The following is a 23,364-nucleotide window of genomic DNA, read 5'->3' as shown; positions in this document are numbered from 1 at the left end:
TTTTTGGCCATGGCGACCGCGCATTCGACTCCTGCTGCTCAGACGCTTGCTGTCCAGGTACGTCAGCGTCTGGTGTCGTTGGCTGGGCAGGGTATGGCCGCTTTGCTGGGGGTGGTGCAGGAGCGGTTGACGGCCCTGATGAATGAAGGTGGCCGTTCACGCGATGTGCAATTGCGCCGTGAGGCCTGGACCTACTATCAGCAGCACAAGACACAGTGGCACGATGCCGTGTTGCAAGCCTGGGAAAAGGCCTTGACTCCCCAGCCGGTGGTGGTGGCGCAACCTGCAGATGGTTTGTTCGAATTGGTGGGGACGGAGGTGGTCGAAAACAAGATTCTTGCCTCCCGTCTGGCACTGAATTTGATGGAGCATGCTGCCGAAGAGGTTAACGATTTGCGCAAGCGACTGAAGTTACTCAATGGCGAGCGGGATCTCAATCCGCAAGACATCGCGCATCCTGAAACCTTGTTGCTGCCTGTGGTGGAGCAGTGGACGGCTTGTGGCATGACGCGGGAAGCCTGGCAACTGGCCAGCGAGGCGATTCAACGCCATATGGACGAGCATTTACGCGCCGCCTATGCGAGTTGCAACGAGATGTTGATCGCCAAAGGGGTGTTGCCGGTGATCGAGTTTTCGCCGCATATTCCCACCGCTTCGGCGGGTTTGCCCGCGGCTGCCGGGCCGGTCGCGGCAGAAGGTTTTGTGGGGCGCCGCCAGACAGATGCACCTGCGCCCGGGCCTGGACGTACACCGAATCGGCGCGCTCAAGATCGGGTGAATGAAGCGGCCATGCAAGTGAATGCCCAGAGCTCTGTTGGTTACGCGGGTTACCGGGCTGGAGAGCCCATGTATGGCAACCCCGCTGGTTATTTGGGTGCACGGTCAGCAGGTCCGCACTGGCGGGGCGAGCGTGCCCAGAGCCTGTTGGAGCAAATTGGCCGCTTGTTGGGGCCTGCACAAGCGGCTCCCCCAATGGAGGGGTATGCGCCGACGCTGTATTCCGCACCAGCGTCACCCAACTTGTTGGCGGCCATGGCGCAGCAACCGATGTTGGGGGATGTCTATCTGGTCCAGCCTGTAGCCAGTGGGCAAAGCGCGGTTCCCGAGATGATGGGGCATTTGGCTGGTCAGTTGCGCCAGCAATCGACCGAGCTCAAAGAAAAGGCGCAAACTGACGCTGAAAAAGCCATCATTGAACTGGTGGCTTTGATGTTTCAGGCAATTCTGCAGGAAGACCGTATTCCCAGCGGTATCCGCGTCTGGTTTGCCAGGCTACAAATGCCGGTTTTGCGGGTGGCTTTGCAAGAGCCCGATTTTTTCCAGCGGCTGGATCACCCGGCACGTTTGCTGATTGATCGTATGGGGTCGTGTGTGATGGGCTTTGATGCCAGTGGTATCAGCAGCGCGGCGCTGGAGACGGAAATCAAACGGGTGGTGCAAGTCATTGAACAGTACCCGGATACCGGTCAGAAGGTTTACGTGCGTGTGTATGAAGAGTTTCTGGCTTTTCTGAAGAAACATCTGACGCAAAAGCCCGTGACCCAGAAACTGGTCGGTGTGGCTCAGCAGGTCGAGCAAAAAGAAACCCTGGCTATCCAGTTCACCATTGAAATCCGCAACCAGATTCAGGATATGCCGGTGCGTGACGAGATTCGTGAATTTTTGTTCAAAGTCTGGGCGGAGGTGCTGGCCATCTCTGCCGTGCGTCAGGGGCCGAAACATGAGGAAACCCTGCTATTGAAAAAAACGGCCTCTGACCTGATTTGGGCCGCCAGTGCCAAGCCCAACCGGGCTGACCGTGCACGGGTGATTTCGGATTTGCCAGAGTTATTGCAGTGCTTGCGCGCAGGTTTAACATTGATGAACATGCCCGCATCTGAGCAAGAGGAGCACATCAAACGTGTCAGTGCAGTGTTGGTGGAAGCCTTCATGTCCAAAACACAAGCCATCGCCGATGATCAAATCCAGGCGCTGGCCGCCCGGCTGGCGAATCTGGAAGACTACATCAGTGATGATGGTGCCGAAGAGTTGCCATTGGATGCTCAAAGTATTGAGGACTTGCTGGATGTTGATGCTTCGTCGCTGGATGTCATTACCGAAGGGGGCGGCAAGGCCAGTGCGGTCATGCTGGAGTGGGCACGAGAGCTCGATTTGGGGGCGTGGTTCGTACTGAAGTACAAGGATCAGGAGTCACAGGTGCAATACGCCTGGCGTAGCCCCATGGGCCATTTGCATCTGTTTGCCTCCAATGTCGGGCACAGTTACCTGATTCAGACGGTTCGCCTGGCTGCTTATTTGCAGGCCGGATTACTCGAAACTCAGGAAACCGAACCCCTGACCCAACGCGCGACCCGTAATGCCTTGAGTCAATTGCAGGCCAATCCAGCGCAACTCCTGAGTTGATTGGCTTGGATCAGTGACCGATACGCCCAGTGTGGCTATCGCACAAATCATCCAATACCAGCGCAGCGGGCTCCTCACCCAGGCTCCAGTAAACCATCAGCACAATCAGTTTCAGGTCGTCGAGCTCCATTGGTGCATCGGGGGTGGCCATGACACGATCCATCACCAGCTCAAACCGTGCTTGGGGCAGTGCCCCCACAGAGACCAAAAAGAGCAGGTAAGACCAGCCATCACACCCCAGGTGGTTTTGCTCAGCTGCGCTTAATACCCGCATGGTTGAAGCGGAGGGCTGCAAGAAGGTTGATTGCGCCCAGGGATCTGCTGACCACTTGCTCGTCAGCATGTTCTGGCTGGCACGTTTAAGCTCCTCCAGCCAGACCAGTGCGGGCACGATCTCATCGTCGGCAAAACCCACCTGATTCAGTTTGCGTTGAAGGGTCGGGAGCGCAGGGCAGGTATCCCCGTACCAGTAGTTGTCGTAGACAAATGCAAGGACTTCAAACATGTCGCCACTGTAGCGCGACATAGGTCGCTTGATCAGGGGAAATAGGCCGGAAATCCGACTTGTACCCTGGTTCCGGTCGCATTATCTCGTGCGTCCAGTCGTCAGGGTTTGGTCAAACGCTGAAACAAGCCGCCTGGCAAGCGTGCCACCAGACCATCCAGCTCCAGCCCCATCAATTGGGCTTGCAGATCGGCTGCATCCAGACCACAACGGGCTTGCAGCGCATCCAGGCCGACGGGGTCGTAACCGAGTGATTCCAGCAACAAGGCATGAGCATCAAAATATCCTGCAGTGCTTGTTGGTAAAGCGCTGGCAGCTATTGAATTTGAGAGCGAGAGAACATTGGAAGGCCATCGCAGTTCTTCCAGGATGTCTTGTGCAGACTCCACCAGCTTGGCCCCTTGTTTGATCAGTGCGTGGCAGCCGCGCGACTGGGCCGCGTGGATCGAGCCCGGAATCGCAAACACCTCTTTGCCCTGCTCCGAGGTCAGCCGTGCGGTAATGAGTGAGCCCGATTTCAGTGCCGCCTCAACCACCAGGGTGCCATTGGATAAGCCTGCAATGAGGCGGTTGCGCTTGGGAAAATTGGCCGTCAACGGTGGGGTTCCCAGGGGGTACTCACTGACCAGCAGGCCATGCAGGGCGATCCGGTGGGCCAGGTCGCGGTGTGCTTTGGGGTAGACCCGATCCAGTCCGGTGCCCACAACGGCCACGGTCAGACCTCCGGCCTGGGTATCACCACCTTCCAGTGCGCCTGTGTGTGCCGCACCATCCACCCCCAAAGCCAGACCGCTGACAATGGTCAGGCCGGCTTGTGCCATGGCTTTGGCAAAGCGGTGGGCGTTCACCGCTCCTTGCGGTGTCGGGTTACGGCTGCCCACCACGGCCAGACTTTGGCCTGGGTCAATGGTGTAGGGCGCTATGTTATTTGTAGCTTCTTGCGCTTGATTGACAAGCGCTACAGTGCTCTTTTTTCCAAATTCTGCAATCCCCAGAAGATACAGCAGCAGCGGTGGGTCTTCCAGGTTGAGCAGGGCCTGGGGATAGTTGCTGTCACCCAGCGCCACGATGCGCCGACGAATGCCCTGCGGGTCATCTTGTTGCAACCAGGTCCAAGTGGTGGTGAGCAGTGCTTCCAGTTCCGGAGGCGTGCTGCGCAGGGCGCTGACTTGCGTGCTGTTGACCACTTGCGCCAAGGCACTTGCACTTTGCTCAAAAACGGTTTGGGGCAGGCCAAAAGCGCCCAGCAGTTTGCGAGCGCTGCCATTGCCCACTCCAGGCGTGAGCGTCAGGCGTAACCAGGCGGCGAGTTCCGCGCGATCCACAGGTACAGACAGGTTCAGTTGGGGTTGACCAAGTGGTCACCAACCTTGACACCGCTGGTGATGTCCAGCACCAGTGCATAAGAGACGCGCTCAAAGGTGCGAAATACCATCAGCAAACCATTGCGTTCGTCGGGGAGTTTGATCTGGGGGCGGCCCTCGTCGGTTTTGTCCAACAAGCGCGCACCATCTTGCAGGATGGCCAGCACATGACCACTTTCCATGCCATCGCGTTTGCCACGGTTGATGGTCACCACCTGGTTCTGTGATGCATTGGCCACGGCGCTGCCATACACCGACACAATGCGTGCGTCTACCGGACTGGTCGGGGCATGGGGCATGTAGCTCTGGAATTCGCGCGGCGGCTCAGGCAGCAGGCGGTCACCCACGCGCATTTCTTCTTTGGCCTCGATGATGTCCAGTGTGGCTGGGACGATGTCAGTGATGTCTTTGCCATCAGTGCCTGGGCTGGTTTGTGTGGTTTCACTGCGCACCAGCAGGGCTTTCCCAACGTACTGGGCTTCAAAACCCAGTACTTCCGCGGTCAGTGGATCTTTCAATGGGGTGGCATTGCGAAATATCCGGTAGGCCTTCTGTTTTTGCGAAGGGTTATCGATCAGCTCTGCGCCAGCCGGGCCGCGTGCGTAAGCCCGGTCACCACGGGTGATCAGCACCCGGCTGTCTTGTGTAGCCACAATACGTGGTGCATTGTTGAACGTCAGCTCATCCACGATCATCGGCTCAGCCAGAAACGGCTCGATCATCTGATTTTTCAGAGTGGGCAAGGCACTGGCGGCCAAATTTTCCACACGGGTCTGGGGGGATACCTTGACGGTGGGCAACTCACTACCGTCAAAGTCAACACTGGCCGCACGCATACGCAAGCGAGCACGTCCTTCGCTGGTGTCCAAAAACAGCGTTTGCCCCGGGTAGATCCGGTGCGGGTTTTTAATGTCGGTCAGGTTCATGCCCCACAGTTCAGGCCAGCGCCAAGCCTTGTTCAAAAACAAGTTGGAGATACCCCACAGGGTGTCTCCGGCCTTCACGATGTAACTGGCCGGGGCATCGGTCTTGAGCTCGCCCAAAGGTATGCCTGCTTGAGCCACTTGGTTGGCCGTGGCGCGTTGTTGGGCTGAAATCGGGAAGGTTTGTGCGCTGGTGGGGCCTGCTAGCAGGCTGCAAGCCAGTGCCGTCAGGGTCATCGTAGCCGTAACAGCGTCAAAGTAAGGTTTCGCCATGGTGAAGAGTGTCCTGTTGAATCGCATGAGATTTTCTGCCCAAGCCCTTGATTGGACAACGATTGTCCCTTGTGTGGCGGGCAAGCCCACATAAAAATAGCGAAAATACCACCTTCTTTGAAGTGACACCATGGCTTTACTCTCCATTCTTTGTTTTCCTGACCCTAAATTACACACCGTGGCCAAGCCAGTAGCTGCTGTGGATGCCCGCATTCAGACCCTGATGGCCGACATGCTTGAGACCATGTACGAGGCCAAGGGCGTGGGGCTCGCTGCCACGCAAGTGGATGTGCATGAGCGCTTGATCGTGATTGACGTGTCCGAGGGGCGTGATGATCCATTGGTGCTGATTAATCCCCGACTGATCTGGGTCAGCCCTGAAACACACTTGAACGAGGAGGGCTGCCTGTCGGTACCGGGTATTTATGACGGTGTACAGCGCCATGACAGCATCAAGGTCGAAGCGCTTGACGGAGCGGGTCAAAATCGCCTGATTGAGGCCGATGGCCTGTTGGCGGTGTGTATTCAGCACGAAATGGATCATTTGATGGGTAAGGTTTTTGTGGAATATTTATCGCCTCTCAAGCGCAATCGCATCAAGACCAAGATGCTCAAAGCTCAGCGCGGAGCTCGCGAGTGAGGCTGATTTTTGCTGGGACGCCTGAATTTGCCGCCGTGGCGCTGGCCGCTTTGCACGCGGCCGGGCATGACGTGGTTCTGGTGCTCAGCCAGCCGGATCGTCCGGCCGGGCGTGGCATGAAACTTCAGGCCTCACCGGTCAAGCAACTGGCCCTGCAGTTGGGTATCCCGGTGGCACAACCGCGCAGCCTGCGGCTGGATGGCAAATACGCAGAAGAAGCGGCCGTTGCCTGCCAGGTGATCAAGGCGGCCCAGGCCGATGCCATGGTGGTGGCGGCATATGGCCTGATCCTGCCGCAATGGGTACTGGATGTGCCGCACCTGGGGTGCTTCAACATCCATGCCTCTTTGCTGCCACGCTGGCGTGGTGCAGCCCCCATTCACCGGGCCATTGAGGCAGGTGATGCCCAAACTGGCATCACCATCATGCAAATGGACGCGGGTCTGGACACGGGGGATATGTTGTTGAGCCAGTCGTTGCCGATCCTGCCTGATGACACCACGGGTCGATTACATGACCGGCTGGCCGAGCTGGGTGGCCGCTTGATGGTGCAGGTGCTGGTGATGGCTGGGCAGCAGCGGCTGCAACCGGTCGCCCAGCCGCTGGAGGGTATCACCTATGCCAGCAAGATCAACAAGGCCGAGGCCGGCATTGATTGGTCACAGTCGGCACCCACCATCGCCCGAAAAGTCCGCGCGTTTAACCCGTTTCCAGGGTGTACGACCCAATTCGGCGACGAAATACTCAAGATTTGGGCGGCAGAGCCCAGCACGCAGACACCTGAAGCAGCTGCTGTTTTTGGGCAAATAGTGGCTGTAGCGCCCGTAGGTATTGCAGTGAAAGCTATGAATTCTGTAGTTCTGATTACCGAGCTACAGCGTCCCAGCGGCAAGCGGCTTGCGGTGGCGGATTTCCTGCGTGGTAACCCTGTGTCCATCGGGCAGGTGTTGACTTGATCCGGCGTGCCCTCAGCTGGTGGCAGCACCCGGCGTTTGCGCGTGGTATTCGGGACATGGCCTCGGTATCACCCGGTCTGGCAGCCTGGGGCTTGATGACCGGGGTGGCCATGGTCAAGTCGGGCATGAGCCCGTTTGAAGCTGTGGCCATGAGTTTGCTGGTGTTTGCCGGTAGCTCACAGCTGGCGGCCATGCCCTTGATTGCGGTGGGGGCTCCGGTGTGGGTGATTTTGTCCACCAGCTTTTGTGTCAACCTGCGTTTTGTGGTGTTCAGTGCGCACCTACGGCCCTATCTGATGCACTTGCCGTTGCGCTGGCGGTTGTTGCATGGTTATCTGACCGCCGATATGAGTTATGTGTTATTCACCCGGCATTACCACCATCCCCCGGTGACCGAGTTGGAGCGCCGCGAGCAAATGGCCTACCTGAGCGGTGGCAGCCTGTTCAACTGGATCAGCTGGCAAAGCGCCAGTTTGCTGGGCATCGCTCTGACCAATGTGATCCCGACCCATTGGGGGCTGGGTTTTGCCGGAATTTTGGCGTTGCTTGGGGTGGGGTGTTCATTGGCATCCAGCCATTTACGCAGGGTTTCAGCCGGAGTGGCTGGCATGGCGGCGGTGGTGGCCTATGCGCTGCCGCTCAAGTTGAATATTGTGGTGGCTATTGCCAGTGCAGTAGCCCTGTGCCTGATCATTGAAGAAACCGGGCACAAACAGGCTGGCCGCGCAACATGAGTGGCCCCAGCATGAACGGTACGGATCTCTGGACGATGGGCGTGATCGTGGGCTTGGCCCTGGTCACGGTGATCACTCGTTGTTTTTTCTTCATGAGTAACCAGCCCTGGCAGTTACCCCATTGGGCGCAGCGTGGGTTGCAATATGCGCCGATTGCTGCCTTGGCTGCCGTGGTGGCTCCCGAGGTGGTAATGGCGCATGGGCAACTCATCAGCACTTGGCAAGATGCCCGCATCTACGCCGCACTGACTGGGGCTGTCTATTTCTTTTGGCGCAAAGGGCAGGGTCAGGCGGTGCTCGGGACCATTGTGTCGGGTATGGCGGTTTACTTGCCGCTGCACTTGGGTTTGGGCTGGTAGACAGATCAAAAAATCACGGTGCAAACCAGCGTCTTTGTCAGGAAGAGACGGTAAAAGCACTTCTAAAATGAAATTTTTCACAGCAAGCGGGGAATTGCATGAACGTGATTCGTTTTTCTGACTTATGCGCGAACGGCCAAGTGGCTGGCAAGCGTGTGTTTATCCGTGCCGACCTGAACGTGCCCCAAGACAAAGAAGGCCACATCACCGAAGACACCCGCATCCGCGCCAGCGTGCCCTGCATCCAGATGGCATTGGCCGCCGGAGCCGCCGTCATGGTCACCAGCCACCTGGGCCGCCCCACCGAAGGCGAATTCAAACCAGAAGATTCCCTCGCCCCAGTGGCCCAACGCCTGGGTGAACTGCTCGGCCGTGAAGTCCCCGTGATCGCCAACTGGGTCGACGGCGTTGAAGTCCAGCCCGGCCAACTGGTCATGCTGGAAAACTGCCGCGTCAATGTGGGTGAGAAAAAAAACAAGGAAGAACTCGCCAGAAAACTCGCTGCCCTGTGCGACATCTTCGTACACGATGCCTTTGGTACCGCCCACCGCGCCGAAGGCACCACCTACGGCATCGCCCAATACGCCCCCATCGCGTGCGCTGGCCCCTTGCTGGCGGCAGAAATTGATGCCATCAACAAAGCCCTGGCCAACCCCAAACGACCCCTGGTGGCCATTGTGGCGGGCAGCAAAGTCAGCACCAAACTCAGCATCCTGCAAGCCCTGGCCAAAAACGTCGACAACCTCATTGTGGGCGGCGGCATTGCCAACACCTTCATGCTGGCGGCCGGTTTAAAAATTGGCAAAAGCCTGGCCGAACCCAGCCTGGTGGGTGAAGCCACCGCCGTGATAGAAGCCATGAAAGCCCGTGGTGCGGACGTACCCATCCCGACCGACGTCGTCACCGCCAAAACCTTTGCCGCAGATGCAGTGGCCACCGTCAAGGCGGCCACCGATGTGGCGGACGACGATCTGATTCTGGACATTGGCCCCCAAACCGCTGCCAAACTGGCCGAACAACTCAAAGCCGCCGGCACGATTGTCTGGAACGGCCCGGTCGGCGTGTTCGAATTTGCCGCGTTTGAGAACGGCACCAAGGTGATTGCCCAGGCGATTGCCGAGTCCAGCGCTTTCAGCATTGCCGGTGGCGGCGACACCCTGGCGGCGATTGCCAAATACGGCATCGAGAAAGACATTGGCTACATCTCCACCGGTGGTGGTGCTTTCCTGGAAGTGCTCGAAGGCAAGACTTTGCCGGCCTTCGAGATTCTGCAGCGTCGCGCCCAGCCTGTGGCAGTTGCTGCTAGTTTGGACACTGCCCGTGGCATCGGCATGATGGGCTCGGATGCGGGTTTACGCAGTATTCTGAAAACCGTGCTGGAGAGTATGACGGGTGATTTGCCAGCCATCTCTGCCGCACTGGACAAGGCCGATGTACCTAGTGCCAATCGATTGCTGCATGCCATGAAAGGGTATTTACCCATTTTTGCAGTGGATGCCTTATCCGAAGAGGTGGCTCACGTAGAGTGGGTAAGCAAAACCGAACCGGTCGAAACGGTGGCACCCCTTTATGCGGCATTGGCTCCCAAGCTCGCAGGCTTATTGGTGGAAATTCGCACCTATGTCACCTCAAGTTAAAGTTGAATTGTCTGCGTAGAGCGGGTAAATAACTGATAAGCTAGATTCGAAAATGATGGTTGGTGGATGTCTTGGTGTTGGTTAATTTTTAACAGCTCAACTCAAAAATAATGAACTTGAATCTTGCCCGAATTTTGGTGGTTGAAGACGATGAAGTGATGCGTACTTTTGTGGTTAACAGTTTGCGCCGCCTGGGGCTGCAGAACATTGAAACCGCAACAGACGGTGCAACGGCCCTGCGCACCATGGTGGTCTTTAGGCCTGATCTGGTGTTGACCGATATCCATATGCAGCCCATGAATGGCCTTGATTTTGTTCAGCAGTTGCGCGGACATGCCAATCCGTTGGTTAAAAATATGAAAGTGATTTTCATGAGTGCCGATGCCAGCCCAGCCACGCTGAACGAAGCAATGCCTCTGGGAACCTATGGCTACATCGTCAAACCTCCTCGACTTGATACCCTGAAAGCCAAAATTGAATTGGCACTGAAATAAGCGCTGCCTAAATCCACGATATTTCCGCTGAGGCACACCATGAACTTTTTTGCACCTGGCATAGCGTTACTCCGGCCTCTCTCTGGACGAGTACGTTTTTGGGTATTGCAGATACCGTTGGTGTCGGCCTTATCGGTGATTTTGGTGATGCACTTGTTTGAATCAAACAATGCGCCTCTGGATGGGCGCCTGGTTGCGGCACTGGCTTTCGTCGGGCTGTTGTGTTGGCTCTATTTGCAGTTGGCTTTTTTTGACATCACCCGTGGTGAACGCGACCGTACCGAAGGTGCGATGCGGGCAGCCGCTCATGGTGATCTGACCAACAAGGTCAATGTAGGTGTCAAGACGCTGGGTAACTTCAGTATGCATTTGGACAGAATGATCACCAACATGTCTAGTATGGTGGCCAACATCCGTACGGCAGCAGTGATGTTGGGTGATACGGGGAAAAAGTTGGTTGATGACACACGTGCGCTGGCTGAGCGCGCAGCAGCGCAAGGGCAACATTTGCAGCAAACCTCCATGCACGTCAAGCACGTGAGTGAAACCGTGGCCAAAAATGCTTCAGCGGCCCAAGAGGTCAGCATGATGACTGCCAGCCTGCACAAAGAGGCTGATGGAGCCGGAAAAATGATGCATTTGGCCATGCAGAGCATGGGGCCGCTGGAAGTCACTTCCAAACGTATGTCCGAGATCATCGGTGCGATTGATGGTATTGCTTTTCAAACCAATTTATTGGCCTTGAATGCTGCGGTTGAAGCCGCACGCGCGGGTGAGCAGGGGCGCGGCTTTGCGGTGGTGGCCGCCGAGGTGCGCAATTTGGCCAAACGCAGCCAGGGTGCGGCGGCAGAAATACGCGGTTTGATTGCGGAGTCGTCTGTGCGCGTGGGTGAAACGGTGGGCAATATCAAGCAAATTAATGACACCATGGAAAGTCTGATCTCCGGTATTGGTGAGATTGCCATGAATGTCAATGTGATGGCCGAAGGCAGTGCCTCCCAAAGTGTTGCGCTTGAAGAGGTTGTGCATGCGGTGGGCGATCTGGATGTCCTCACCCAGGAGAACACTGAATTAGTGAATCGTGCCAGCTTTAACTCTGATCGCATGATTGCCCAGGCTTCCACCCTGGAGATTTCGGTGGGGGACATTCAGCTACGTCAAGGTACGGCTGATCAGGCACGCCAGTTGGTATTTGATGCCTTGGTGCATCTGCGTAGTGTTGGCTACGAACAAGCTGTACGCGATTTTCATGATCCCCACGGTGTGTTCATTGACCGCGATATGTACATCTTTATTTTTGACCGTGCCGGTTACTACGTGGTGCATGGTGCCATGCCAGAAAAAAACGGCACAGACCTGCGGGCCATTGCTGGCCTGGATGCTCAAAAACTGGTGGATGATGCCTGGGCTGTGTGTGACGAAGAGGATGGCGGCTGGATCAGCTATACCATTACCAACCCAGTTTCGCGGGAAGTACAGGCCAAAGCTTCGTATGTGATGCCGCTGGACGATCACCGCTTGATTGGTTGCGGTTGTTATTTGAATTCGCAATGGCTTCATGTGTAGCACGGACAAGTATTGAATTCAGCCATTATTTCCCGCACGGAATATCCGTATGAGCCAAGTTCCTTTGACCCCGCCAGATAAGGCAGAAGTCACACAAGCCTCTGTGTGTGCACCCACTGAGGCTCAAGTACAGGCTTTACTGGCTCTCTGCACGCAGGTGTTGCCCGTTTGGTCGCGTCAGTTGGTTAGTTCATGTAGCCAGTCAGAAACAGCTGTGGCCGAAATGCTTTCGGCTTTTGCTGAAATTGGTCCGCATCTGGACATGGCCTCGCGTCAGTCCAGGCAAATTTCAAATGCCCTGGTGCAGGGTGAGGATGGCATCACCCAATTGGCACAAGCCTGTGAGCAGGTGTTGCGTCCGGTCATGCAGGGGTGTACACCGCAAGCGCAAGTGGCTATCGCCCAGGTATTGGGCATGATCCACGCCAGTGTGGATGCGCTGGAGCAAGTCGCCAAACCTTTTGTCAATGAAACCGAATTGGTAAGCCTGCAAGTGGAGCGCATGTACAAGGGCTTTCAGTACCAAGATCGCATCAGTCAAATGATGACTTTGCTGCATGAAGACATAGAGCGCCTGCAGGCTGCATTGCTCGCACCCACCATAGAAACCAGTGCAGCCGACTGGCTAGCACGTTTGCAGTCCCAATACGTGATGGCCGAACAACACTTGCATCATGTGGGGTTGGCCAGTGAGGCTGGTGCAGCTGACGACGAGACAACATTTTTTTGATAAGGTGAACGAAGATGGCACAAACTATTTTGGTGATTGATGACTCTGCAAGCTTGCGCCAAGTGGTGGTTATGGCCTTGCAAGGTGCAGGATACGAGGTGTTGCAGGCAGGTGATGGGCAAGCTGCGTTGGCATTGCTGGATGGTCGCAAGATTCACATGGCCGTGTGCGACGTGAACATGCCGCGCATGAATGGCATTGAATTTGTCAAGGCGGCCAAGGCGTTGCCCAATTACCGGTTTTTGCCGATTTTGATGCTCACCACAGAGAGTCAGGAGTCGAAAAAAGAAGAGGGTAAAGCAGCTGGTGCCAAGGCCTGGATGGTCAAGCCGTTTTCACCTGCCTCACTGCTGAATGCAGTTTCCAAACTTTGTCTGCCATGAGTTGATATGGCGGACTTGACCCACAAACCGTGAATGTTGACGGTATTTGAGGCCTGATCAAGTTCAACTTGATATTCGCCAAGACAACTCGCTATTCAAATCATCATTTGATAACCAGGACATTCATATGAGCATTTCCTTTGATCTCCCCGAAGAAATGACGATTTACAGCGCAGTTGAAACGCGTGATGCCTTGCTGGCATGGGTGACGGAGCAGAGCGCCAAATCTACCAAGTTGCTGGAAATTTCTGCAGCCAATGTCAGGGAGGTGGATGGTGCAGGTCTCCAGTTGCTGGCTGCACTGTCGCATACCGACCACCCGTGGAAGCTGATCCAACCCAGTCCAGCTCTGATGGATGCTTGTGCCACCATGGGCATGTCTGCATGGCTGTCTGAGCAAACCACCAATGTTTGAAAGCGCATCCACATGAACAACGTATCTGATGCTGACCGGGACTTCATTGCTGCAGCCATGCCTGCCTTCATCAGCGAGGCGGGTGAGCAAACCGAAGCTATTGAAGGGCTTTTGCTTGAGCTGGAGGAGCAGCCGGATAACCGTGAATTGTTGGATTCACTATTTCGTTGTGCTCATACTGTCAAAGGTTCTGCTGGTATTTTTGGGTTGAACAAGGTGGTGGAGTTCACTCACCATATGGAAACTTTGCTGGATCAAATGCGCGAAGGCAAGCTCAACCTCCATCCGGAACTCAGCACCTTATTGCTTGAATGTAATGACGAAATCAAGTTTTTGGTGGACACCGCCAGTGACGATTCAGCCGAAACGCCTGACCAGAAAGATCAGCGTGCCGATCTGGTGATCCGGCTGCAGGCTTACACCTCTGGCGCACTCTCTGCGTCTCACGCAGAGCCTGAAGCCACCGGGGCTGTACAGGCCGTTAACACAGCAGCGTTGACGGTTTGGCATATTTCAGCCCGTTTTGGTCATGAAACCTTTCGTAACGGGATGGACCCGCTTTCGATTGCCAAGTATCTTAAAGGTCTGGGTACAGTCAAGTCCATGGTGTGCAGCATGGATACAGTGCCTGCGTTGGTTAACCTGAATCCAGAAACCTGTTATTTGAGTTTTGTGATGGAGCTGGAGTCTGCCGCCACGCGCGATGAAGTGGAGGGTGCGTTCAGTTTTGTTCTGGATGACTGCGAACTTGACGTGAAAGAACCTGAAAGCCCCGAGCGAAAGCTGGTGCGTGCGATTGAGGACATGTCTGCAGCACCACGCCTGGGAGATATGCTGGTTTCGGTGGGTGCCGTCAGCCAGGATAAGTTGACCGAGGTACTATCAAATCAAGAGCGTTCTACGCAAGATTCATCTAGTCAGAAAGCCAAAATAGGCAATTTATTGGAAACCAAAGCTGGCGTTTCCCCAGAAGTGGTTGAGGCCGCTTTGACCAAACAGCAAAAAACACGGGAGAGCAGCGGCGGCGAGGAGAATCGCTACATTCGGGTGCAAGCTGACCGTTTGGATGCGGTGATCAACTTGCTGGGTGAACTGGTTATTGCGGGGGCCGGGGCCAACTTGCTGGCGCGTGAAACGCGAAACGTGGCGCTGATTGAAGCCAATCTGCACATGAACAGCCTGATTGAAGAAATTCGCAACGGAACGCTGGGTCTGCGTATGGTGCCGGTGGGTGAAACTTTCAGTCGTTTCCGCCGGGTGGTGCGCGACACTGCCAGCAGCTTGGGCAAGGATGTCAATTTCGAGATCGTCGGCGGAGAGGCTGAGTTGGACAAGTCGATGGTTGAAAAAATAGCCGATCCGTTGATGCACTTGGTGCGCAACTCGCTTGACCATGGGCTGGAGCCGCCGCAAGAGCGTCTGGCTGCAGGCAAGCCGCCCACCGGCAGTCTCATCTTGAGCGCCAAGCATGAAACCGGTGCGATTTTGATTCGAATTGAAGACGACGGCAGGGGTATCAACCGCGAGCGCGTGTTGCAGCGCGCCTGGAACCGTGGGTTGATTGAGTCGGGCGTGGTGCCAGCCGATGATGTCATCAACATGATGATTTTTGAACCCGGATTTTCTACCGCCGAGCAGGTGACCAATTTATCTGGCCGTGGTGTGGGGATGGACGTGGTGCGTCGCAACATTGAAGCTTTGCGCGGCAACCTCAAGCTCAACAGTCGACCTGGCAAAGGCCTGCAGGTGGATATTCGATTACCCCTGACGCTGGCGATCATTGATGGATTTTTGGTTGGTGTTGGCAAATCCAAATTCGTTTTGCCATTGGGCTCGGTGGTTGAAGTGATTGAGGCCGGTGGTCAGCATGTGCGGGTCGATAAAAATGGTCGTCATTGTGTTGAACTGCGTGGCAACGTGTTGCCTGTGGTACGACTGCGTACCCTTTACAGCGTTGAATCCTCTTTGCCGGAGCGTACCAGTGTGGTGGTGGTCAACGCGCCTAAAGGCAAATACGGTATTGAGGTGGAGGTGTTGATGGGCCAGCAGCAAACTGTGATCAAGCCACTGGGGCGCCTGTTCAAAACCCTACGTGGTATTTCGGGTTCCAGCATTTTGGGGAGCGGTGAAGTCGCACTGATTCTGGATGTGACATCGCTCGGTGATTTGGTCACGGCAGATGTGGCCAGCAGCTCAATCAAGGCATCCATTTGAAGTAATCAGGTGATCAAAATGAGTTTAAAGAACCTGACGATTGCTTCCCGCTTGATCATTTTGCTAGGTATGCTGTCTGGATTGTTGCTGTTGGTGGGGTTGAATGGATTGTTTAATCTGTCCCAGACCAATGCTGTCATGCAAGGGTTTTACGATAAGCACTTGTTGCCGTCCCATCAGTTGGATCAGATCAACTACTACATGATTCGCAACCGTTTGGTGATCAGTAATGTGGCGCTTGTTTCCACGCCTGAGCGTGTTGCAAAGTACACCAAGGAGGTTGAAGAAAACATCGCCACCATCACCCAATTGTGGGAGGCTTATTCAGCGGTACCTCAATCACCTGAAACAGCCAAAAATGCCAAGTTGTTTGCTGAGACGCGGCGTGAATTTGTGCAAAAAGGGTTAAAGCCCGCCGTAGCAGCCTTGCGTGCCAATGACCTGAAAGAAGTGCAGCGCCTCATTGCCGAGGACATCAGTCCATTGCACGATGCCACTAAACCCCATTTGGCGGCGCTGATCAAAGACATTCAGGACAGTGCGGAAAAAGAAAATGCAGCAGCGAGTGAACGCCTGCAAACCGCTCGCTTGGTGTCGTGGGTATCGGTTTTAGGGGGAGTTTTGATTGCGGTCCTGCTTGGTTGGCGCTTGGTGCTCGGCATTAGTCGTCCGTTGAGTCGAGCGGTGGCGGTGGCTGATGATGTGGCAGATGGCAAATTTGACAACAAAATTGAGGTGGTCAGTGACGATGAAGCTGGGCACTTGTTAGCGGCGTTGTCCAGAATGCAAGCGGTGTTGGTCAAATTCCAATCTGCCCAGGCGGAGTTGGCGCGCCAACACGAAGCGGGAGCCCTGGACTTCAAAATGTCCAGCCAAGGACTGCCTGGTGCCTACGCGGAGATGGCGCAGTCCATCAATGCGCTGGTGCAATCGCACATAGCGGTGAAGATGCAAGTGGTGGAAGTGGTGTCTGCATACACGCAGGGTAAACTGGAAGTGCAAATGGAGCGCCTGCCCGGACAAAAAGCCCGCGTCACCGAAGCGATCGACAGCGTACAAAGAGCGATGAAAGCCGCAGCCGAAGCGGCGGCCTTCAACGAACGCATCCGCCTGAGCCTGGACAGCCTGCCGGTATGCGTGACCGTCTCCAACGACCAAGCCCAACTCATACACGCCACCCCCCCGGCCAAAGAACTCCTCAAACTCTTTGGAGGAAACAACTTCGATACGGACCAGTTCTACGGCAACAAACTCTCAAGCCTGTTTAAGAACCCGGAAGACGCAGGCAAATTTGACCAAGCCGTACGCTCAGGAGAAACCGTAGACATGCAAATCCAGGGCCGCCAACTACGCCTGCTGGCCCGCCCCGTGCACAACAGCGCAGGCCAGCCGATAGGGCGCATCACCCAATGGCAGGATCGCACAGACGAAATAGCCTCAGAAAACGAAGTTGCAGAAATAGTGACAGCAGCCGCCAACGGCGACCTCAGCCGTCGAGTCAACCTGCAAGGCAAAACCGGCTTCTTCGGAGTCCTGGCCACAGCCATGAACCAACTCATCGACACCAGCGAAGGCGTCATCACAGACACCGCGAAAGCCCTTGACGCACTCTCCCAGGGCGACCTCACCCACCGCATCACCCGGGGACTACCAAGGCATCTTTGGACAAGTCAAAGACAACGTCAACACCACCTCTGAAAAACTCACCACCATTGTGCAAGAGATAAGAGGAGCGGCCGATGCCCTGACAGGGGCGGCCAACCAAGTCAGCGCCACAGCCCAAAGCCTAAGCCAGGCTGCCAGCGAGCAAGCCGCCAGCGTAGAAGAGACCACAGCCCAAATAGACGTGATGAGTGCCAGCATCACGCAAAACAGTGACAACGCCAAAGTCACAGACGGGATGGCCACGAAAACCACCAAAGAAGCGGTGGACGGAGGCAGCGCGGTCAGCCAAACCGTGACAGCCATGAAACAAATTGCGGCCAAGATCGGAATCGTGGACGACATCGCCTACCAGACCAACCTGCTGGCACTGAATGCAGCCATAGAAGCGGCCAGGGCAGGAGAGCACGGAAAAGGCTTTGCGGTGGTAGCGGCAGAGGTGAGAAAGCTGGCCGAACGCAGCCAGGAGGCGGCCAAAGAGATAGGAGAACTTGCGGGCAACAGCGTGACGACGGCGGAGAGGGCGGGCAAACTGCTGGACGAAATAGTGCCAAGCATCCAGAAGACGAGTGAACTGGTTCAAGAGATTGCGGCGGCCAGCAGCGAGCAAAGCGACTCGGTGAGCCAGATTGGAGGGGCGATGGGGCAGCTCTCCAAGGCGACCCAGCAAAACGCCAGTGCCAGTGAGGAGCTGGCAGCCACCAGCGAGGAGCTCTCGGGTCAGGCTGAGCAGTTGCAGCAAAGTATTGCGTTCTTTCAAACGGGTGGGGGCCGGGCAACGGTGCGCTCGAGTCCTGCTCTGGGATTCGCTGTGGCGATCAACAGACGCACACAGGAGCCCGGAATGCTCGCCATTGGGCAGCCTGTTGGGCGACAGGTTGGCGCAGCTATTGATTTTGATAAGGTTATCGGTGCGCATGCGCAATGGAAGACCAAATTCCGAGCTGCAATCAGTCGCAAGGAGCAACTTAATGCCGAAAATATTTCCAGAGATGATGTCTGTGAACTTGGGAAGTGGATTTATTCATCTGGAAAAGGCGCGTTTGATAAAAGCGCCGAGTTCACCCAACTCGTGAGCGAGCACAAGCATTTCCATCGGTGTGCCGGTGAAGTGGCTCACAGCATCAATCAGCATCGTTACGAACAAGCCGGACAAATGCTGGCCACAAAGTCTGATTTTTCGGATGCCTCCAACCGGGTGATTGCGACCTTGGGTCGTATTAAACGTGCGTCATCATGAGTGTGGTCTTCGCAAGCAAGCTGCTGAAGCCAACGGTTCATCCATCTATCGAATAAAACCATGAATGCACATGACCGTGATATCGATGAGCGTACCCGTCTGGCGGGCACCAACAAGTTTGAGCTGTTGTTGTTTCGCTTGGGGGACTCCCCCAGCACGGGTGAGCGAGAGCTGTATGGCATCAATGTATTCAAAGTGCGTGAAGTTTTGGTCATGCCCAAGATCACGGCGTTGGCTAATTCGCAAGAACATTTAATGGGCGTAGCCAATATCCGCGGTCAAATTATTCCTGTCATCAATCTGTCTGCGGTGGTGGGCTGCAAGCCGCAAAAAGGCTTGAGTATTTTGATGGTCACCGAGTTTGGTCGCACCGTGCAAGGATTTGCGGTAGAAGATGTGCGCGAAATTGTTCGGCTGGATTGGGATCAAGTGTTGCCCGCCGAAGGGGCTCATGCTGGCGCATTGGTGACGGGTATTGCTCGGCTGGATGGCACAAACCCCAATACACGACTGGCCCAGGTATTGGATGTGGAGCAGGTGCTGCGCGATGTGACGCCGGTAACCAAGGAAGAAATTACCAAAGAAGTGGTGGGCTCGGAGCCACTCCTGCCGCCGGGAACTTCAATTTTGGTTGCTGATGATAGCCATGTAGCAAGGGCCGTGATTGAGTTGGGCCTGAACGCTATGGACGCATCATTTGTCATGACCCGAACCGGTCGACAAGCCTGGGACTATCTGGATCAATTGGGAAAACAAGCCAAGGAGGAGGGGTTCAGGGTGTGCGACAAGATCGCCGTGGTACTGACTGACCTGGAAATGCCGGAGATGGATGGCTTTACATTGACCAAACTGATCAAGTCCGACACACGCTTTAAAGGCATACCGGTGGTGATTCATTCTTCGCTGACTGGCTCCACCAATGAAAACCATGTGAAAACTGTGGGGGCTGACGGGTACGTGGCCAAATTTTCCCCACGTGAGTTGGCGGCTACTTTGCGCAAAGTTTTGGCTTAACTTGGCTTGATGCTCGTCACAGCTGAATAACCTGCTTGATTGACTTTGATAAACAACCTTGAACCTGTTGGAGACCCACCATGACTGCCAGAATTTTTTCATTTGCTGAGCGTTTGTTTGCGGGCGATGCGATCAACCGCCACGTAGCCGAACTGACCCAAGAGTTGGAGGTTCGCAAGGCCATCATGAACATGACCAGTATCGTGTCAGAGGCGGACAAAAAAGGCGACATCATCAGTATCAACGAGAAGTTCATAGAGGTGTCCAAATACCCACGCAATGAGTTGCTTGGTCACCCGCACAGCACCACACGTCACCCTGACATGCCCAAGGAAGTTTTCAAGCAGATGTGGGCCACCATTGGGCGGGGGGAGATGTTTCGCGGCATCATCAAAAATCGCGCCAAAGATGGCGTGCCATATTATGTGGATGCCGTGATTGCCCCCATCATGGGTGACGACGGTAAACCCATGAAGTATCTGGGCGTGCGGTATGACATTACCGCAGCCGAAACTGAGCGTCAAAACGTGCGTGGTATTTTGAACGCCATTGACGCTTCCTATGGCATGATTGAATTTGATTTGAGTGGTTTTGTGCTCCACGCCAATGCCAATTTTTTGCATATCATGGGTTACAGCAGCGCAGAAGTGACTGGCAAGCACCATCGCATTTTTGTTGATACTGCTTATGCCGCATCACCCGCATACCAGCAGTTCTGGGCAGATTTGGTTTCGGGTAAAGCACAAAAGGAAACCTTCAAGCGCATCGGCAAGGGCGGCAAAGAAGTCTGGTTGGAGGCGATTTATAACCCGGTGATGGATGAGATGGGTCGGGTGCTCAAGGTTGTCAAGATCGCTACGGATGTTTCAGAAAAACAACTGATGAATATAGCGTTGCAGACAGCCGTGGCACAAGGGCAGATTGCCACCGGTGCTGCCCAAAAAGGAGATTTGACTCAGCGTATTCCTATGGACGGCAAAACAGGTGATGTGGCTGTGTTGTGCGCCAGCATCAATGCTGTGCTGGATCTGACAGCGCAAGTCATGGCCGACTTTTCGACCATATTTGGCGCATTGGCAATGGGTGATCTCAAACAACGTATCACCCGTGAATATGCCGGCACTTTTGCGCAGCTTAAAACGTCTACCAATGAAACCTGCGATAAATTGGCCGCCATCATGGCGGATACAGGGCGCGTGATGGCGGGTTTGACACAAGGGGATTTAACCCAACGTATCACCATTCAAACCGAGGGTGTATTTGACGATGTCAAGCAGGACATCAATGCCAGCATGAGCAAGTTGGTCGAAATTGTGCAAGAGATAAGAGGAGCGGCCGATGCCCTGACAGGGGCGGCCAACCAAGTCAGCGCCACAGCCCAAAGCCTAAGCCAGGCTGCCAGCGAGCAAGCCGCCAGCGTAGAAGAGACCACAGCCCAAATAGACGTGATGAGTGCCAGCATCACGCAAAACAGTGACAACGCCAAAGTCACAGACGGGATGGCCACGAAAACCACCAAAGAAGCGGTGGACGGAGGCAGCGCGGTCAGCCAAACCGTGACAGCCATGAAACAAATTGCGGCCAAGATCGGAATCGTGGACGACATCGCCTACCAGACCAACCTGCTGGCACTGAATGCAGCCATAGAAGCGGCCAGGGCAGGAGAGCACGGAAAAGGCTTTGCGGTGGTAGCGGCAGAGGTGAGAAAGCTGGCCGAACGCAGCCAGGAGGCGGCCAAAGAGATAGGAGAACTTGCGGGCAACAGCGTGACGACGGCGGAGAGGGCGGGCAAACTGCTGGACGAAATAGTGCCAAGCATCCAGAAGACGAGTGAACTGGTTCAAGAGATTGCGGCGGCCAGCAGCGAGCAAAGCGACTCGGTGAGCCAGATTGGAGGGGCGATGGGGCAGCTCTCCAAGGCGACCCAGCAAAACGCCAGTGCCAGTGAGGAGCTGGCAGCCACCAGCGAGGAGCTCTCCGGTCAGGCTGAGCAGTTGCAGCAATCGGTGGCTTTTTTCAACGTGGGTGGTGGTACGGAAAAGGTTTCTAATCGTCATGTCATCGCTGCACCGGATCGCCGTGCCGCACCCCAAAAATTATCAGCGCCGGGTCGATCAGGTAGCAATTTCAAGCCCTACTGAATCTATCGTACTCCCAGGAAGTATTTATGAGTTATCGCGTCAGTCCAACATCTTCAGCATCGCATCCCTTGGGTCTTTGGGCACCTGGCATGCGCTTGATGGGCAATTTGCAATTTGCAGGCAAGGCAGTGCTCATCTGTCTGATCTTTTTATTGCCGATTGTGCTGTTTGGCTATTTCTTTGCCAGCGGCCAGAAGGATCAGATGAACTTCACAGCGCAGGAGCGTGTTGGCGTAGTGGCTCTGCGCCAGTTTGTTCCGGTGTACACCGCCGTCCTCAAAACCCGAAACGCAACTCGTGCCACCTTGGGGGGCTTTGACGGACAGTCGGCTTATCGAACCGCGCGCGCTGAAACAGATGCAGCTCTGGAAACATTTGACAAATTCATCACCAGTTCAGGGGATGAACTCAAAGTCAAAACGGAGTTGGAAAAGCTCAAGACTGCATGGCAAGCCACATCAAAGGTTGAAAACGGGGCAGATAACGATGGTCGAACCGTGTTTGGGCCCGTGACTCAATCGGTTGCGGCACTTCTGGTGTTGATAGGGGATAACTCCAATTTGGTGCTGGATCCGGACGTAGACAGTTTTTACATGATCAACACCATGGCATTAACCATGCCGGGCTTGGCCGAAGACTTGGGTCAGCTTTGGGGATGGGGTGTTTTTGCCCTGGCTAAAACAAGTTTGTCCGTATCCGAGGAAAAGCGTTATGCCGTGTGGGCAGCCGGCGTGAGTAACGGTATCACCAATGCACGCAGTTATCTGAATCGTTCGTTTGCGGTGAATCCATCACTCAAAGACAAACTGGACATGGGTATTTGGGACGATATCCAAGTGTTTCATAACGCTGCCCAAGACCCGCAAAAATTGCTAAGCCAAAAACAGTTCACTGCAACGCAGTTTTATGACAACGGGCAAATGGCGGTGGTTCGACTGCAGTCGTTTTATGACAAAGGGTTAAAGGTTCTGGATGAATTGTTGCTCGCTCGGTATCAGGCCATGCAGCAGCGCTTGATGATGGCTGGTGGTGTTGGGGCTGTGGCACTCTTGTTGGCCGCATACTTGTTTTACAGTTTCTTCTTGGTCACCAGCAGGGGGCTGCAGCAGGTCAACAAGCACTTACAGAAAATTGCCGAAGGTGATTTATCTGACCCACCAGAAACGCCTGTAGAAAGAGATGAACCAGCCCAGGTTCTCAATGCCTTGCGCCATGTGCAAGCCGTGCTCGGCCAGTTCCAATCGGCCCAGGCGGAGTTGGCGCGCCAACACGAAGCGGGAGCCCTGGACTTCAAAATGTCCAGCCAAGGACTGCCTGGTGCCTACGCGGAGATGGCGCAGTCCATCAATGCGCTGGTGCAATCGCACATAGCGGTGAAGATGCAAGTGGTGGAAGTGGTGTCTGCATACACGCAGGGCAAACTGGAAGTGCAAATGGAGCGCCTGCCCGGACAAAAAGCCCGCGTCACCGAAGCGATCGACAGCGTACAAAGAGCGATGAAAGCCGCAGCCGAAGCGGCGGCCTTCAACGAACGCATCCGCCTGAGCCTGGACAGCCTGCCGGTATGCGTGACCGTCTCCAACGACCAAGCCCAACTCATACACGCCACCCCCCCCGGCCAAAGAACTCCTCAAACTCTTTGGAGGAAACAACTTCGATACGGACCAGTTCTACGGCAACAAACTCTCAAGCCTGTTTAAGAACCCGGAAG

Annotated in this window: 19 protein-coding genes and 1 pseudogene; 17 read left to right on the top strand and 3 right to left on the bottom strand. The window is 55.2% G+C overall.

Features of this window, described 5'->3' with window-relative positions; all coding sequences use genetic code 11:
* The first annotated feature begins 9 nt into the window (after nucleotides 1-9).
* Nucleotides 10-2,403: a DUF1631 family protein gene (locus LDN84_RS20540; RefSeq protein WP_223905421.1), complete on the top strand. Its 2,394-nt coding sequence runs from the start codon at nucleotides 10-12 to the stop codon at nucleotides 2,401-2,403.
* Nucleotides 2,404-2,413: 10 nt separating this feature from the next.
* Here LDN84_RS20540 and LDN84_RS20535 read toward each other — a convergent pair whose 3' ends face one another.
* The 3 genes from LDN84_RS20535 to LDN84_RS20525 form a co-directional block, all read right to left on the bottom strand.
* Nucleotides 2,414-2,929, bottom strand: a complete 516-nt coding sequence (locus LDN84_RS20535) for a Smg family protein (protein ID WP_223905419.1) — start codon at nucleotides 2,927-2,929, stop codon at nucleotides 2,414-2,416.
* 80 nt (nucleotides 2,930-3,009) lie between these two features.
* On the bottom strand, nucleotides 3,010-4,233 hold the full coding sequence (gene dprA, locus LDN84_RS20530; RefSeq protein WP_223905417.1) for a DNA-processing protein DprA: 1,224 nt from the start codon (nucleotides 4,231-4,233) through the stop codon (nucleotides 3,010-3,012).
* 14 nt (nucleotides 4,234-4,247) lie between these two features.
* A complete protein-coding gene (locus LDN84_RS20525; RefSeq protein ID WP_223905415.1) occupies nucleotides 4,248-5,468 on the bottom strand; it encodes a LysM peptidoglycan-binding domain-containing protein in 1,221 nt (406 codons plus the stop codon).
* Between the two features lie 130 nt (nucleotides 5,469-5,598).
* Between LDN84_RS20525 and def the strand changes: the two genes are divergently transcribed.
* The 16 genes and pseudogenes from def (at nucleotide 5,599) to LDN84_RS20440 (ending at nucleotide 23,353) form a co-directional block, all read left to right on the top strand.
* Nucleotides 5,599-6,108 carry a peptide deformylase gene (gene def, locus LDN84_RS20520; RefSeq protein ID WP_223905413.1) on the top strand — a complete coding sequence of 170 codons (510 nt, stop codon included), beginning with the start codon at nucleotides 5,599-5,601 and terminating at the stop codon, nucleotides 6,106-6,108.
* Complete coding sequence (fmt, locus tag LDN84_RS20515) at nucleotides 6,105-7,064, top strand: methionyl-tRNA formyltransferase (protein ID WP_223905411.1); 960 nt, start codon at nucleotides 6,105-6,107, stop codon at nucleotides 7,062-7,064. Before def ends, fmt begins: the two co-directional genes overlap by 4 nt.
* A gap of 56 nt (nucleotides 7,065-7,120) precedes the next feature.
* Nucleotides 7,121-7,798: an AzlC family ABC transporter permease gene (locus LDN84_RS20510; RefSeq protein ID WP_223913213.1), complete on the top strand. Its 678-nt coding sequence runs from the start codon at nucleotides 7,121-7,123 to the stop codon at nucleotides 7,796-7,798.
* An 11-nt stretch (nucleotides 7,799-7,809) separates the two neighbouring features.
* Nucleotides 7,810-8,157 carry a branched-chain amino acid transport AzlD family protein gene (locus tag LDN84_RS20505; protein ID WP_223913210.1) on the top strand — a complete coding sequence of 116 codons (348 nt, stop codon included), beginning with the start codon at nucleotides 7,810-7,812 and terminating at the stop codon, nucleotides 8,155-8,157.
* Between the two features lie 98 nt (nucleotides 8,158-8,255).
* Nucleotides 8,256-9,440 (top strand): annotated as a pseudogene (locus LDN84_RS20500) (phosphoglycerate kinase); the annotation flags it as partial.
* Between the two features lie 470 nt (nucleotides 9,441-9,910).
* The gene (locus tag LDN84_RS20495) at nucleotides 9,911-10,288 is read left to right on the top strand and encodes a response regulator (RefSeq protein WP_223905409.1); all 378 of its coding nucleotides are present in this window, start codon (nucleotides 9,911-9,913) and stop codon (nucleotides 10,286-10,288) included.
* 39 nt (nucleotides 10,289-10,327) lie between these two features.
* A complete protein-coding gene (locus tag LDN84_RS20490) occupies nucleotides 10,328-11,854 on the top strand; it encodes a methyl-accepting chemotaxis protein (RefSeq protein ID WP_223905406.1) in 1,527 nt (508 codons plus the stop codon).
* A gap of 49 nt (nucleotides 11,855-11,903) precedes the next feature.
* A complete protein-coding gene (locus LDN84_RS20485; RefSeq protein ID WP_223905404.1) occupies nucleotides 11,904-12,584 on the top strand; it encodes a hypothetical protein in 681 nt (226 codons plus the stop codon).
* 14 nt (nucleotides 12,585-12,598) lie between these two features.
* Nucleotides 12,599-12,967: a response regulator gene (locus LDN84_RS20480; RefSeq protein WP_223905402.1), complete on the top strand. Its 369-nt coding sequence runs from the start codon at nucleotides 12,599-12,601 to the stop codon at nucleotides 12,965-12,967.
* Nucleotides 12,968-13,094: 127 nt separating this feature from the next.
* Complete coding sequence (locus LDN84_RS20475) at nucleotides 13,095-13,382, top strand: STAS domain-containing protein (protein WP_223905400.1); 288 nt, start codon at nucleotides 13,095-13,097, stop codon at nucleotides 13,380-13,382.
* Between the two features lie 12 nt (nucleotides 13,383-13,394).
* Nucleotides 13,395-15,596 (top strand): chemotaxis protein CheA, encoded by a 2,202-nt coding sequence (locus tag LDN84_RS20470; protein ID WP_223905398.1) that lies wholly within the window; start codon nucleotides 13,395-13,397, stop codon nucleotides 15,594-15,596.
* Nucleotides 15,597-15,614: 18 nt separating this feature from the next.
* Nucleotides 15,615-17,294, top strand: a complete 1,680-nt coding sequence (locus LDN84_RS23070; protein WP_317134806.1) for a Tar ligand binding domain-containing protein — start codon at nucleotides 15,615-15,617, stop codon at nucleotides 17,292-17,294.
* Nucleotides 17,197-18,498: a methyl-accepting chemotaxis protein gene (locus tag LDN84_RS23065; RefSeq protein WP_317134805.1), complete on the top strand. Its 1,302-nt coding sequence runs from the start codon at nucleotides 17,197-17,199 to the stop codon at nucleotides 18,496-18,498. The genes LDN84_RS23070 and LDN84_RS23065 overlap by 98 nt, the downstream gene beginning before the upstream one ends.
* A gap of 60 nt (nucleotides 18,499-18,558) precedes the next feature.
* Entirely contained in the window at nucleotides 18,559-19,512 is a 954-nt protein-coding gene (locus tag LDN84_RS20450) for a chemotaxis protein (RefSeq protein ID WP_223905396.1), read from the top strand.
* Between the two features lie 80 nt (nucleotides 19,513-19,592).
* Complete coding sequence (locus tag LDN84_RS20445) at nucleotides 19,593-21,653, top strand: methyl-accepting chemotaxis protein (RefSeq protein WP_223905394.1); 2,061 nt, start codon at nucleotides 19,593-19,595, stop codon at nucleotides 21,651-21,653.
* Between the two features lie 26 nt (nucleotides 21,654-21,679).
* Nucleotides 21,680-23,353: a hypothetical protein gene (locus tag LDN84_RS20440; protein WP_223905392.1), complete on the top strand. Its 1,674-nt coding sequence runs from the start codon at nucleotides 21,680-21,682 to the stop codon at nucleotides 23,351-23,353.
* Nucleotides 23,354-23,364 lie beyond the last annotated feature (11 nt).

This window comes from Rhodoferax lithotrophicus (assembly GCF_019973615.1).
Taxonomy (GTDB): Bacteria; Pseudomonadota; Gammaproteobacteria; order Burkholderiales; family Burkholderiaceae_C; genus Rhodoferax; species Rhodoferax lithotrophicus.
Note: the sequence above shows the minus strand (reverse complement) of the source record. Positions and strands in the feature narration are given on the sequence as shown.